Origin of the sequence: Kitasatospora sp. NPDC058170, from assembly GCF_042883905.1 — a bacterium.
GTDB lineage: Bacteria > Actinomycetota > Actinomycetes > Streptomycetales > Streptomycetaceae > Kitasatospora.
Genome location: NZ_JBHVUV010000031.1, coordinates 65,746 through 79,234 on the forward strand (window position 1 = coordinate 65,746; position 13,489 = coordinate 79,234).

12 protein-coding genes are annotated in these 13,489 nt (G+C 73.3%); 5 read left to right on the forward strand and 7 right to left on the reverse strand.

Going from position 1 to position 13,489, the window contains the following annotated elements; all coding sequences use genetic code 11:
• The first annotated feature begins 165 nt into the window (after window positions 1-165).
• The 5 genes from ACFVVX_RS30080 to ACFVVX_RS30100 all read left to right on the forward strand — a co-directional run bounded on the left by ACFVVX_RS30080 (window position 166) and on the right by ACFVVX_RS30100 (window position 5,430).
• Window positions 166-939: an amino acid ABC transporter ATP-binding protein gene (locus tag ACFVVX_RS30080; protein WP_387950160.1), complete on the forward strand. Its 774-nt coding sequence runs from the start codon at window positions 166-168 to the stop codon at window positions 937-939.
• A gap of 118 nt (window positions 940-1,057) precedes the next feature.
• Complete coding sequence (locus ACFVVX_RS30085) at window positions 1,058-1,960, forward strand: glutamate ABC transporter substrate-binding protein (protein WP_387950161.1); 903 nt, start codon at window positions 1,058-1,060, stop codon at window positions 1,958-1,960.
• Between the two features lie 47 nt (window positions 1,961-2,007).
• Window positions 2,008-2,658, forward strand: coding sequence for an amino acid ABC transporter permease (locus tag ACFVVX_RS30090; RefSeq protein WP_387950163.1), 651 nt, complete (start codon window positions 2,008-2,010; stop codon window positions 2,656-2,658).
• Between the two features lie 73 nt (window positions 2,659-2,731).
• Entirely contained in the window at window positions 2,732-3,583 is an 852-nt protein-coding gene (locus tag ACFVVX_RS30095; RefSeq protein WP_387950164.1) for an amino acid ABC transporter permease, read from the forward strand.
• A 107-nt stretch (window positions 3,584-3,690) separates the two neighbouring features.
• Complete coding sequence (locus ACFVVX_RS30100) at window positions 3,691-5,430, forward strand: FAD-dependent monooxygenase (RefSeq protein ID WP_387950165.1); 1,740 nt, start codon at window positions 3,691-3,693, stop codon at window positions 5,428-5,430.
• On the opposite strand, the gene rny is transcribed toward ACFVVX_RS30100, so the two are convergent.
• From rny to ACFVVX_RS30135, 7 genes are all read right to left on the reverse strand, one after another.
• Window positions 5,411-6,865 carry a ribonuclease Y gene (gene rny / locus ACFVVX_RS30105; RefSeq protein WP_387950167.1) on the reverse strand — a complete coding sequence of 485 codons (1,455 nt, stop codon included), beginning with the start codon at window positions 6,863-6,865 and terminating at the stop codon, window positions 5,411-5,413. The two genes, ACFVVX_RS30100 and rny, sit on opposite strands and share 20 nt — an antisense overlap.
• A gap of 186 nt (window positions 6,866-7,051) precedes the next feature.
• The gene (locus ACFVVX_RS30110; protein WP_387950169.1) at window positions 7,052-8,119 is read right to left on the reverse strand and encodes a regulatory protein RecX; all 1,068 of its coding nucleotides are present in this window, start codon (window positions 8,117-8,119) and stop codon (window positions 7,052-7,054) included.
• Between the two features lie 7 nt (window positions 8,120-8,126).
• The gene (gene recA / locus ACFVVX_RS30115) at window positions 8,127-9,251 is read right to left on the reverse strand and encodes a recombinase RecA (protein ID WP_387950171.1); all 1,125 of its coding nucleotides are present in this window, start codon (window positions 9,249-9,251) and stop codon (window positions 8,127-8,129) included.
• Between the two features lie 154 nt (window positions 9,252-9,405).
• Complete coding sequence (locus ACFVVX_RS30120) at window positions 9,406-10,740, reverse strand: AI-2E family transporter (RefSeq protein ID WP_387950173.1); 1,335 nt, start codon at window positions 10,738-10,740, stop codon at window positions 9,406-9,408.
• Window positions 10,741-10,842: 102 nt separating this feature from the next.
• On the reverse strand, window positions 10,843-11,037 hold the full coding sequence (locus ACFVVX_RS30125; RefSeq protein WP_387950175.1) for a DUF3046 domain-containing protein: 195 nt from the start codon (window positions 11,035-11,037) through the stop codon (window positions 10,843-10,845).
• A 34-nt stretch (window positions 11,038-11,071) separates the two neighbouring features.
• On the reverse strand, window positions 11,072-11,638 hold the full coding sequence (locus ACFVVX_RS30130) for a GNAT family N-acetyltransferase (protein ID WP_387950176.1): 567 nt from the start codon (window positions 11,636-11,638) through the stop codon (window positions 11,072-11,074).
• A 110-nt stretch (window positions 11,639-11,748) separates the two neighbouring features.
• Window positions 11,749-13,341, reverse strand: a complete 1,593-nt coding sequence (locus ACFVVX_RS30135; protein WP_387950178.1) for a S8 family serine peptidase — start codon at window positions 13,339-13,341, stop codon at window positions 11,749-11,751.
• Between the last annotated feature and the right edge of the window lie 148 nt (window positions 13,342-13,489).

A 13,489-nucleotide genomic window follows, 5' to 3' on the forward strand; every position in this document is an offset into this window, starting at 1 on the left:
TCGTGATCCTCAAGTTCCGCTCAGATCGGCTGACGTGGCATCGTCACGGCTCCTATGGTCGCCGCACCGGGGGCTGCGGCTCCGCCGGCTGCGGCCCCCGGCTTTCGTACCACCACTGCCACCCAAGGGAGTTCACCCTCGGGCCGACACGAGGGAGCAGGCGCGATGACCGCGAGCCGCAGCAAGGACTCGAGCGCCACGTCGACCCCGCTGGTGGTGCTGAACGGGGTGAACAAGCACTTCGGAGCGCTGCACGTGCTCCAGGACATCGACCTGGAGATCACCGAGGGCGAGGTGGTGGTCCTGATCGGCCCGTCCGGGTCGGGCAAGTCCACGCTGTGCCGGACGATCAACCGGCTGGAGACCATCGACTCCGGGACGATCACCATCGACGGCCGCCCGCTGCCCGCCGAGGGCCGGGAACTGGCCAGGCTCCGGGCCGAGGTCGGCATGGTGTTCCAGAGCTTCAACCTGTTCGCCCACAAGACCGTGCTGGAGAACGTGGTCCTCGGCCAGGTCAAGGTCCGCAGGATCGCCCGCGAGCAGGCGGTGAAGACCGCCAGGGAGCTCCTGGAGCGGGTCGGCGTCGCCGCGCAGGCGGACAAGTACCCGGCACAGCTGTCCGGCGGCCAGCAGCAGCGCGTCGCGATCGCCCGGGCGCTGGCGATGAACCCCAAGGTCATGCTCTTCGACGAGCCCACCTCGGCGCTCGACCCGGAGATGATCAACGAGGTGCTGGAGGTCATGCGCCGCCTAGCCGCCGACGGCATGACGATGGTCGTCGTCACCCACGAGATGGGCTTCGCCCGCTCCGCCGCCAACCGCGTGCTCTTCATGGCGGACGGCCGGATCGTCGAGCAGAACACCCCCGAGGCCTTCTTCACCGCCCCGCGCAGCGACCGCGCCAAGGACTTCCTCTCGAAGATCCTGCACCACTGACCTTCGAGTTGACGCATCATCAGATCACGGACGGCCCCACCCGCCCGGATCCGTGCCCGCAACGCCAAGACGCCAGAGCCCGGTTGACCCGTGGCCCAGCCCCAGGAGAGCTACCCTCATGAGGACTCGTCGCACCTTCGCCGTCGCGCTCTGTGCCATCGCGCTCACCGCGACCGCCGCCTGCGGTAAGGACGGCACGCCCGGCGACTCCGCCGCGAGCGCCGGCAACGCCCCCAAGCTGCCGACCTACACGGTCAAGACCGACGTCAAGCTGGACTCGCCGACCTTCACCGAGGCCAAGAAGCGCGGCCAGCTGATCATCGGCGCCAAGTCCGACCAGCCGTTCCTCGGCTTCGAGGACCTCGCCAGCGGCGACCGCAGCGGTTTCGACATCGAGATCGCCAAGATGGTCGCGGCCGACCTCGGCTTCACCCCGCAGCAGATCAAGTGGCAGACCCTGGTCTCCTCGCAGCGCGAACCGGCCATCTCCAACGGCCAGATCGACTACTACGTCGGCACCTACAGCATCAACGACGAGCGCAAGAAGACGGTCTCCTTCGCCGGCCCGTACTTCATCGCCGGCCAGGACTTCCTGGTGAAGTCGGACAACACCTCGATCACCGGCCCGGAGTCGGTCAACGGCAAGAACGTCTGCACCGCGACCGGCTCGACGTCGATCAAGAACATCCAGCAGTACTCGCCGAAGATCACCCAGTTCGACACCTACTCGGCCTGCGTCGAGAAGCTGCTCTCCGGCGAGGTCGACGCGGTCACCACCGACGACGCCATCCTCAAGGGCTACGCCTCCAAGTTCGCCCCCAAGCTCAAGGTGGTCGGCAAGCCGTTCACCAAGGAGAACTACGGCGTCGGCCTGAACAAGGACGACAAGGTGCTGCGGGACGCCATCAGCAACGCCATCAAGGCGCACCAGGACAACGGCGACTGGAAGAAGGCGTACGACGCCACCCTCGGCCTGTCCGGTTCGACGGCCCCCGAGCCGCCGGCCCTCGACCGCTACTGATCACTCGCCTGACCGATTCTGACCACTTCTGAGAGGAGGGCCGCCGGATGGGCATACTGTTCGAGGACGGCAACTTCGCGCTGTTCCGCGACGGTTTCCTGCAGACGATCGAGCTGAGTGCGCTCAGCGCTTTGCTCGCCCTGCTGCTGGGCACCCTGCTGGCGGCCTTCCGGGTCTCCCCCATCCCGGCGCTGCGCGGCTTCGGCACCGCCTGGGTGACGCTCTTCCGCAACACCCCGCTGACCGTCCTGTTCTTCGCCGTCGCCTTCGGGCTGCCGGCGCTGGGCGTGCACTTCAGCCACCTCGCCTTCGCGGTGCTGGCGCTCGGCAGCTACACCGCCGCCTTCGTCTGCGAGGTGCTGCGCTCCGGCATCAACACCGTGCCGCTCGGCCAGGCGGAGGCCGCCCGCAGCCTCGGCATGACCTTCGGCCAGACCCTCGGCCAGGTGGTCCTGCCGCAGGCGGCCCGCACCGTGCTGGCACCGATGAGCAGCGTCTTCATCGCGCTGCCGAGGAACTCGGCGATCGCCGGCGCGTTCAGCGTCCCCGAGCTGTACAGCGTGCAGCAGACCCTCTCCGAGCGCGGCTACTCGATCTTCGCGATCTTCTTCTGGGTGGCCTGCGCCTATCTGGTGATCAGCGCCACCGTCGCCCTGCTGTTCCGCTTCCTGGAAGACCGGCTGGCGGTGGCCCGATGAGAGAGCGGAGCGAACGAACCATGGAAAGGCGCGCGTTGGCGAAGGCCTCCGCCGAGCGAAGCGAGGCGGGCGCATGAGCTCCCTGTTCACCCGTACCGCCACGGCCAGCGTCCTGTACGACGCCCCCGGCCCGCGCGCCCGGGCCCGCTACCGGCTGTTCGGCGTGCTCTCGCTGGTCGGCATCGCCGGACTGCTCTGGTACGCCGTCGCGGCCCTCGCCGACAACGGGCAGTTCGACTCCCAGCTCTGGGAGGTCTTCCAGTACAACACCGTCCAGCAGCAGATCGTCGACGGCCTGCTGGCCACCCTGGAGGCCTTCGGGCTGGCCGCGGTGCTCTCGCTCACGCTCGGCGCACTCCTCGCGGCCGGGCAGCTCTCCGACCACAAGCCGGTGCGCTGGGCGAGCGTCTCCTTCGTCCAGTTCTTCCGGGCGATGCCGCTGCTGATCCTGATCGTCGCGCTCTACTACTCGCTCTTCGCCAAGGAGCCGATGTGGGCCCTGGTGCTCGGGCTCACCCTGTACAACGGCTCGGTCCAGGCCGAGATCATCCGCAGCGGGGTCAACGCCGTCCCGCGCGGCCAGGGCGAGGCCGCCTACGCGATCGGCCTGCGCAAGACCCAGGTGATGACCACCATCCTGGTACCCCAGGCGGTTCGCTCGATGCTGCCCGCGATGATCGGCCAGCTGGTCGTCACCCTGAAGGACACCTCGCTCGGCTTCGTCATCACCTACTCCGAGCTGCTGTACATCGGCAAGAAGATCGCCAGCCAGCCGATCAACGCCGCGGGCTTCCCCTACATCCCCGCCGTCCTGGTGATCGGGCCGATCTACATCGCGATGTGCCTCCTGCTCACCGCGCTCGCCCAGTGGATCGAGGCACGCGGCCGCCGCGGCGCGAACCGGCGCACATCGGCTGCTGCTTGACGCACACGCAGGTGAACTGTTGCATTGCTCTTCGTGACACCACCCGGGACCATCCTCGCGGCATATGACGCCCCCTCGTCGGCCCGGCCATGCCCGGAGGTCCCGGCATGGACCCGGTGATCGTGGTCGGGGCCGGACCGGTCGGTCTGGCCCTGGCCCTCGCGCTCGCCCGGCACGAGGTGCCGACCATCGTCCTGGACGAGGGCTCCGGGCTCTGCCCCGAGGGCCCTCGCAGCGTCGTCCTCGGCTCCGACACCGCCGCCTTCCTGACCCGGATCGGCTACCCCCGGGCCGCCTCGGACTCCGCCCGCTGGGACGCCTTCACCATCTGGCGCCGCCGCCAGGAGGTCCTGCGGATCGACCTCGCCGACGCCCCGGCCCTCCACCTGCCCCAGCACCGCCTCCAGCGCGGCCTGCGCGACGCCCTGACCGGCACCCCGCTGGTCAGGCTCGTCCCGCTGAACCGGGTCACCGAACTCGAACAGGACCGCGGCGGCGTCAGCGTCCGCACCCGCAACCCGCAGGACGGCACCGAGACCTGGTGGCGCGGCAGCCACCTGGTCGGCTGCGACGGCGCCCGCTCCGCCGTCCGCAAGCTGCTGAAGATCCGCTTCCCCGGCCGCCCCGCCGTGGACCGCAACGCCATCGCCACCGTCCGCGTCGACCTGCCCTTCACCGAGGCCCGGCTGCACCGCGAGCCCCCGTGGCGCGGCGACCGCGAGGCCTCCGCCCGCCCGCTGCCGGACGGCGTCTGGCGCCTCGACTGGCGGCTGCCCCCCGGCCGGCCGGCCCCCACCGAAGCGGTCGACCCGCACGCCACCTGGCCCGGCATCGTCACCGGCGACACCCTGCTCACCCGGGTCACCGCCACCCTCACCGGCTGGTGCGGCGAACTCCCCCGCCACGAGCTGCTCGCCGCCGCCGACCACACCGCCCAGCAGCGCCTCGCCGCCCGCTTCCGCAGCGGCCGCTGCTTCCTCGCCGGCGACGCCGCGCACCTGCACGGCGCCCTGGGCATGCAGAACCTCGCCGACGGGCTGCGCGACGCCGACAACCTCGCCTGGCGCCTCGCCCTCGCCTGGCACCTCCACTCCGGCGGCCCCCAGCCCGGCGGCTCCCTGCTCGACGGCTACGAGGCCGAGCGGCGCGGCGCGGTCGGCGCCCGGCTGCGCGCCGTCGACCAGGCCATGCCGCTGCTGCGCCCGCTGCGCGGCTGGCAGGCCACCCGCCGCTCGCTGCTCACCGGCTCGTTCCGCAAGCACGCCCCGATGCTCGCCGACGGCCAGCTGGGCACCGGCCGCTTCGGCGGCGCCCCCGCCTACCCGGCGGCGCCCTCCGGCGTCCCCGGCCGGGTGCCGGTGCAGCGCAGCGGCCGCACCACCACCTCGCTCAGCGAGCTGCTGCCCGCCACCGCCCCCGGGGTGCTCGTCCCGGACGTCCCGGTGCTCTCCACCGACGGCACCCCCGACCAGCTGCACGCCCGGCTCGGCGCCACCTTCCTGCTGCTGCTGGTCGCCCCCGGCACCGCCGTCTGGTCGGCCGAGCACTGGCTGGGCGCCGGGCTGATGCCCAGGCTCGCCGAGGTCGCCGCCGCGCTGCCGGTACCCGCCGAGGTGCTGGTCACCGAGGAGTACCCGGGCGCCGGACCGCACACCGTGCTGCTGATCCGCCCGGACGGCCACCTGGTCGGCATCACCCAGGGCGCGGCCGCCGAGGACCTCCAGGAGCTCGCCGACCGGGCCCGCGGCGGACCGGTGCCGCTCTCCGGCCCGGCGGAGGCCGTCGCCGATCCCGAGCCGGAGCCGCAGCCCGAGCCGGCCGCCGAACCTAGCGGGCCACCTCGGTGACCCGGCTCTCCCGCACCACCGTCACCCGGATCTGGCCGGGATAGGTCAGCTCCTGCGCCACCTGCTTGGCGACCTCGCGGGCGATCACCTGTGCCCCGAGGTCGTCCACCACCTCCGGCCGGACCATCACCCGCACCTCGCGGCCGGCCTGCATCGCGTAGACCGCGGCCACCCCGTCGTGCGCCCGGGCGATCTCCTCCAGCCGCTCCAAGCGGCGGACGTAGACCTCCAGCGACTCCTTGCGCGCCCCCGGCCGCCCGCCCGAACAGGCATCGGCGGCCTGGGTCAGCACCGCCTCGACCGTCCTCGGCTCGACCTCGCCGTGGTGCGCCGCGATCGCGTGCACCACGTCCGCCGGCTCCCCGTGCCGCCGGGCGAACTCCGCCCCGATCGCGGCGTGGCTGCCCTCGACCTCGTGCGTCATCGCCTTGCCGATGTCGTGCAGCAGCGCCGCTCGCCGCACCGGCTCCGGGTCCACCCCCAGCTCGGCCGCCATCATCCCGGCCAGGTGCGCGGACTCCACCAGGTGGCCGAGCACGTTCTGCCCGTACGAGGCCCGGTAGCGCAGCGTGCCGAGGGTGCGGACCAGCTCCGGGTGCATCCCGCCGAGCCGCGCGGCCAGCAGCGCGTCCTCACCGGCCCGGACGCAGCGCCGCTCGACCTCCTCGCGGCTGCGCTCGTGGACGTGCTCGATCCGCACCGGGTGGATCCGGCCGTCCTCGACCAGCTGTTCCAGGGTGAGCCGGGCGGTCTCCCGCCGGACGGGGTCGAAGCAGGACAGCTGCACCGAGGCCGGGGTGTCGTCGATGATCAGATTGACGCCGGTGACGGCCTCGAAGGTCCGGATGTTGCGGCCCTCACGGCCGATGATCCGGCCCTTCATCTCCTCGTTGGGCAGCCGGAACACCGACACCGCCGTCTCGGCGGTCTGCTCGGCGGCCAACCGCTGGATCGCCCCCGCGACGATCCCCCGGGCACGCTGCTCGCCCTCCTCCTTGGCCGCGCGCTCGATCTCCCGGACGGTGACGGCGGCCTCCCGGCGGGCTTCCGACTCTGCCGCCCGGACGAGTTCGGCCCGCGCCTGACCGGAGGTCAGACCGGCCGCCCGCTCCAGGGCTCCGGCCCGGCGGTCGACCAGTTCGGCGGCCTCCCGGCGGGCCCGCTCCACCTCCGCGGACCGCTCGGCGAGCTCCTCCTCCTGGGCGCGCAGCCGGCGCAGCTCCTCGGACAGCCGCTCCTCGCGCCGGTCGAGCTCGGCGCGCAGCTGCGCGGCCTGCTCCTCGGCCCAGGTCCGGGCCCGCTCGGTCTCGGCGGCGGAGCGCCGCTGGGCGGCCTGCAGGCGTCTGACCATCAGCCAGGTCACGGCCAGGACGGCGATCAGCACGCCCACGGCCAGCAGGGAGGCAACCGATCCGGCGCTCAGCGCGATCCTCATCCTGCCCACTCCCCGTCCCTGCGCGGCACGCCCGCCGGGACCGACCGCGACCGGGCCCGCACATGCCTGCCCGAGGCCTGGTGACACGTGAGCGACGTGCTCCCGCACTGAGTGCGAGGCTAAGCGCAGGTTACGAAACGGTCAAGACTGGGCCGGGGGTTGGCGAACTCCCGCACCGGACCTCCGTCACTCCCACCCGTCGACGGATGGTCCGTCCACGTCCTCTCCGCTCCCGTCCGGTCCGTTCCGGCCGTCTCCGCCCCCGTGGAAGTCCGCGTGGAAGTCCGCGTGGAGGTCCGCGTACGGGCCGAATCCGGCGGCCTCCTCGTCCAGGGCCTCGCGGACGACGCGGAAGGCCAGGCCCTCGGAGTAGCCGCGCCGGGCCAGCACGCCGACCAGCCGGCGCATCCGCGCCTGGCGCTCCAACCCCCTGGTCACCCGCAGCTTGCGTTCGACCAGGGCCCGGGCCGCCTCGGTCTCGTCGTCCTGGTCGAGCTGCGCGACGGCCTGCTCGACCAGCTCGGCGGCCACCCCCTTGGTCCGCAGCTCCTGGGCCAGGGCGCGCCGGGACAGGCCCCGGACGGCGTGCCGGGATTCGACCCAGGCCCGGGCGAAGGCCGCGTCGTCGATCAGCCCGACCTCCTCCAGCCGGTCGAGGACCGCCTCGGCGGCCTCGTGCGGGATCTCCCGCTTGCGCAGGGCGTCGGCCAGCTGTTTACGGCTCTTGGCCGCACCGGTGAGCAGCCGCAGGCAGATGTCCCGGGCCTGCGCCTCGGGATCGGCGGACACCTGCGCGCCGGCCGGACCGGATCCCCGGGCCGCCTTCGCCGTACCGGTCCCGTCGGTCCCGTCGGTCCCGCCGCGCCCACCGGCCCGCCGGGTCCTGCCCGTCGACCGGCCGGCCGGGCCGTCGGCCGCGAGGCCGTCCGACTCCTCGCGCCCCGCCCGGGCCCGGGCCCGCCGCGCGGACGCCCTGGCAGGGGAGGCGGAGGCGGCCGCACCCCCGTGACCGGCCGCCTCGCCACCGTCTCCGGGGGCTGCCTCCTCGATCAGCGCCGAACGCCGCCGGCGCCGACCCGTGGGCAGCTCGGACGCGGACACCAGCCCGAGCCCGTCGCCCACCGTCTCCACCCCGCGCGCCGCCCCGTGCGCGGGCTCCGGCTCGGCCACGGCCGCGAACCAGTCCGGCGGCCCGAAGTCGTCGCCGTCGTCCGGATCCGCCGGGCCGGTGCCCGGTCCCCTGTCGTGCTGCATCAACGGCTCAGGCCTTGGCGGCCGCCGCCGTCTTCTTCGCCGCGGCCGTCTTGGCCGCGGTCGCGGTGATCGGCTTGGCGCCGCCCTCGACGGCCGGCGCCGACGTCGACGCCTCACCCTCGGCCGGCTCCTCCAGCTTCGGCCCGATGCCGAGCTTGCCCTTGATCTTCCGCTCGATCTCGTCGGCGAGCTGCGGGTTGTCGCGCAGGAAGTTGCGGGCGTTCTCCTTGCCCTGGCCCAGCTGGTCGCCCTCGTAGGTGTACCAGGCACCCGACTTGCGGATGAAGCCGTGCTCGACGCCCATGTCGATCAGGCCGCCCTCGCGGCTGATGCCGACGCCGTAGAGGATGTCGAACTCGGCCTGCTTGAACGGCGCGGCGACCTTGTTCTTGACGACCTTGACGCGGGTGCGGTTGCCGACCGCCTCGGTGCCGTCCTTCAGGGTCTCGATCCGGCGGATGTCCAGTCGGACCGAGGCGTAGAACTTCAGCGCGCGGCCACCGGTCGTGGTCTCCGGCGAGCCGAACATCACGCCGATCTTCTCGCGCAGCTGGTTGATGAACACCGCGGTGGTGTTCGACTGGTTCAGCGCACCGGCGATCTTGCGCAGCGCCTGGCTCATCAGGCGGGCCTGCAGACCGACGTGCGAGTCGCCCATCTCGCCCTCGATCTCCGCGCGCGGGACGAGCGCCGCGACGGAGTCGATGATGATCAGGTCGACCGCGCCGGAGCGGATCAGCATGTCGGTGATCTCCAGCGCCTGCTCACCGGTGTCGGGCTGGCTGACCAGCAGGGCATCGGTGTCCACGCCGAGCTTCTTGGCGTACTCGGGGTCGAGCGCGTGCTCCGCGTCGACGAACGCGACCGTGCCGCCGGCCCGCTGGGCGTTGGCCGCCAGGTGCAGGGTCAGCGTGGTCTTGCCCGAGGACTCCGGGCCGTAGATCTCGACCACCCGGCCGCGCGGGATGCCGCCGACACCGAGGGCGACGTCCAGGGCGGTGGATCCGGTGGGGATCACCTCGATCGGCTCGTTGGCCTTCTCGCCCAGGCGCATCACCGAGCCCTTGCCGAACTGCCGCTCGATCTGGGCGAGTGCGTTCTCAAGGGCCTTCTCGCGGTCCGTACCTGCCATGGCTTCCACCCTCGGGTTCTGTGCTGTGCGCTTCATCGTCCTCGACGCTAGCGCGTCCCACCGACAATCGGCCCCGACCGGGCTCGGCCTGTGGAGAACTCTTGGCCGGAGAGTACAAAGAACACTTGTTCGATTCAAGCCCGACCCGTTCGAGCTACTTCTTCCCGTCCTCGTCATCCGGCCCCCGGCCTGCACCGGAACGCGGTTCCGAACCCGCGCCGACCATCCGCCGCAGTCGGCGCGCCGCCTCCCGGCGCAGCTCGCGGCGGGCCCGCCGCTGCGCGCCCCGGTCGATCCGCGGGTCGGTGGCCACCTCGTAGCGGCGCACGTAGGTCCCGACGAACCCCTGCAGGGTGGCCGCGGCCGGGATGGCGATCAGCGCGCCGACCGCGCCGAGCAGCGCGGCGCCCGCGATCACCGAGCCGAACGCCACCGCCGGGTGCACGTCCACCGTCCTCGCGGTGATCCTCGGGTGCAGCAGGTAGTTCTCGATCTGCTGGTAGACCACCACGAACACCAGCACCCAGAGCGCGTCCATCGGCTCCACGGTCAGCGCGACCAGCACCGGCAGCGCGCCCGCGATGTAGGTGCCGATGGTCGGCACGAACTGCGACATGACGCCCACCCAGACCGCCAGCGCGGCCGCGTACGGCAGGTCCAGCACCGCGAACATCACCCAGTGCGCCAGCGCCGAGACCACCGCGAGCAGCGCCCGCGAGTAGAGGTAGCCACCGGTCTTGGCGAGCGCGATCTCCCAGGCCCGCAGCACCTCGGCCTGCTTGGCGGGCGGCAGCAGCGAGCAGACCGTCCGGCGCACCCGGGGCCCGTCGGCGGTGAAGTAGAAGGTGAACAGGCCGACCGTGAAGGCCTGGAAGAGCCCGCCGATCAGGGTGGAGGAGACCCCCCAGATGTTGTCGGCGGCCTGCTGGGCGTAGGTCTCGATGGCGCCCGAGTCCTTGAGCAGCTTCTTCTGCAGCTCGTCGAGCGAGAGGTCCTGGTGGAAGGTCCGGTTGATCCAGTGGATCAGGTTGTCGAGCAGGTGCGGCAGGTCCCCCGCGATCTTGGCGACCTGGTCGACCAGCAGGGTGCCGAGCGCGGCGAGGAAGCCGGCCACCGCGACCACCACCGCGACGAAGACCAGGAAGGTGCCGACGCCCCGGCGCACGCCCCGGGCCGCCATCCGGTCGACCGCCGGCTCCAGCGCCAGCGAGAGGAAGAAGGCCACCAGCAGCATCACGAAGAGGTCGATCAGCTGGTGGAAGGCCCAGTCGGCGAGCTGGAAGAGCCCGACCATGACCAGTGCCAGCACCATCGCGCGGGGCAGCCAGCGCGGCATCCCGGTGCCCCACAGTCCGCCGGGCGCGGAGGGGCCCTCGGGTGCGGCGGGGCCGCCGGGCGCGGCCGGCTCCGGTGCGGGCGGCGGGCTCGCGGCCCCCTCGGCGACCTTCGGCGACCTGTCCGGATTCTGGGGTTCTGCACTGCTTTCCACCCGCACAGTCTCACCCATGCGCTCCGGCGGCCGGACACCCGCCCGGGCCCCGGGTGCGTCGGCCGGGCCCGGCCCGCGGGCCCGTCCCGCACGGGCGGCGGCTCAGCGCAGCAGCGCCGAAACGCCCTGGGTGTCGCAGACCACGCGCCAGACGTCCTTGGCCTCCCAGCCCGCCTCCAGGGCCTGGCGCACCGTCCGCCCGCCCAGCTCGCTCATCACGTGATCGGAGGCGAAGGACTCCGCGTACGCCTCGCCGAACTGCGCGTACATCCGTCGCCAGAACTCCGTCAGCCTCATGCCCACCAGTATCCCGGACCGGGCCCGGGACGCCCTACGACTCCTCCCCCGGCCGCCGGTCCGGAGCCTCCAGCGCGTACTCGACCTCGCCCAGCTCGGTGCCGGGGACCGGCTCGGGGTACTCCTCGTGGAAGGTCCGGACGTAGCTGAGCCCGGCCTTCTCCATCACCCGCCGGGAGCCGTCGTTGACCGCCATCGTGTAAGCCACCACCCGCCGCACCCCCAGCTCGGTGAAGCCCCGGTGGATCAGCGCCCGCGCGCCCTCCGTGGCGTAGCCCTTCCCCCAGGCCGGGCGCCGCAGCCGGTAGCCGAGCTCGACCTCGCCCCGGTCCTGCGGATCGGTCGGCCGGAACTCGAACCAGCCGAGGAAGGCCCCGCCCGCCCGCTCCTCGGCGGCCCACCAGCCGAGGTCGCCGTACCGCCGGTAGTGCGCGAAGTAGAGCGGCAGCAGCTCCCGCTCCACCACCTCGCGCGGGGTGGGCCGGCCGCCGGTGAGGTAGCGCATCACCTCGGGGTCGCCGTCCAGCTCCACCAGGTGGTCGACATCGGCCCCGGTGAAGCGGCGCAGCACCAGCCGCTCGGTGGTCAGGAAGACGGTCATCCTCCGATCGTCGCCCACCCCGGACCGTCCGTCACCGGGTTTTCCGTCACCGGGTCTTCCGCGCCCGGGCCACGCCGGCCGGGTCGGCGCGCAGAGCCGGCGCCGCAGGGTCAGCGCGGGAGGGCGAGCGTCCCGGCCCCGTAGTACTGGCGGTCCCCGCAGGCGTACGGACCGGGCGGGCAGGCCGCCGACGCGGTGGTGGCCAGCAGCGCCGCGAGCCGGTCCGAGCCCCAGTCCGGGTGGAGCGCCGCCGCCACCGCGACCGCGCCGGTGACGTGGGCGGCGGCCATCGAGGTGCCGGCCAGCGCCGCGTACTGGCCGCCGGGCCAGTCGGAGACGACCGCCCCCTCGGCGCCGCCGTCCGGGTCCCCGCCGGGAGCGGCCAGCGAGACCCTGCCCCGCCCGTAGTTGGAGTAGCCGGACGGCCGGCCGTCCCGGTTGACGGCGGTCACCGTGACCACCCCGGGGAGCTCGCCGGGCAGCCGGACGCACTCGGTCCCGACGTACCGGGACTGCGCCGGGCCGGAGACCCGGTCGTTGGGGCTGCGCTCGTCGGTGCGGGCGGCGCCGAGGTCCTGGGAGTCGTTGCCGGCCGAGGCGACCACCACGGCGCCCCGGCGCCGGGCGTAGTCGGCGGCCCGGGCCACCGCCGCGGTCAGCGCGGCCTGGTCGCGGTCCTCGGGGCAGTTGTACTTCCACGGGTCGGCGAAGTAGCTGTTGTTGATCGCCTTGGCCCCGTGGTCGGTGGCCCAGAGCATGCCGCAGACGATGTTCTCGGCGTAGTACTGGCCGAGCGGACCGAGCAGCCGGACGGCGGCGATCCGCACGCCGGGGGCGACCCCGCTGACGCCGTGCCCGTCCCGGGCGGCCCCGACGATCCCGGCCACGTGGGTGCCGTGGCCGCTCTCGCTGACGCCGAGGTCGGGCCGCCACGCTCCGGTCCGGGCGTCCGGGCGGCCGTCGGCGCAGGAGGCCGAGCTCTTCGGGTCGACGGCGGCGCGCAGGTCGGGGTGGGTGTCGTCGACGCCGGAGTCCAGCACCGCGACCAGCACCTTGCGCAGCGCCTCGGTGGAGGAGCCGCCCGGGTCGGCGGCGGGGCTGGTCAGCAGGGTGGCGGTGGGGGCGGCTCCCGGCCCGGCGGGCGCGTCGCCCGCGGGTCGGCCGGCCGTCCCGAGCATGGCGAGGTTCCAGGCGTCGGACTCGCCCGGGTCCGGCACGGTGGCGGTCGCGTCGTCGCTGCCGTCCGCCCGGTCGGCGCCGGCCCGGCCGTCCGCGCTGCCGCCCCCGCGGGCCAGGTCGGCGCCCGCACCGAAGTCCCCGGCGCCGTCCAGCGGGCGCGGCGGGCTGGGCACCGGGGCGGTCCGGGTGGCGCCGACCGCGGCCACCCCCGGCCGGTCGCGGACCTTGTCGGCGAAGCCGCCGGTGGCGTACACGAGCACCGCCCCGATCTGCGGGTACTCCTGGACGACCTGCCCGCCGGCCTCCCGGGTCCGCTCCCCGGCCAGGGCCGCGCCGGCCGCGTCCTCCCGGTCCGCCAGCACCAGGTAGCTGAGGTAGGCCCGGCCCGGTCCGGACACGTACGGGACGGCGCCGCCGACCACCAGCGCGGTGAGCAGCATCGCGAGCAGCGCCCGGACCGGTCCTCGGGCACCGTGCCGACCGGCGTGCCCGGGACCGCTGCCGTACGGGTGCACCTGCGCCATCGCACGGTCTCCGCTCGTCGGTCCCGATGTCCACGGGAGGGGCCCCGGGGGTCACGGGGGAATCACGGGTCTGAAATCACCATAGGAGCGAATTGTCTGCTTTGCCTTTTTTAATGACGCCAGATGTTTCAGGGCCCCGGCCCGCCCC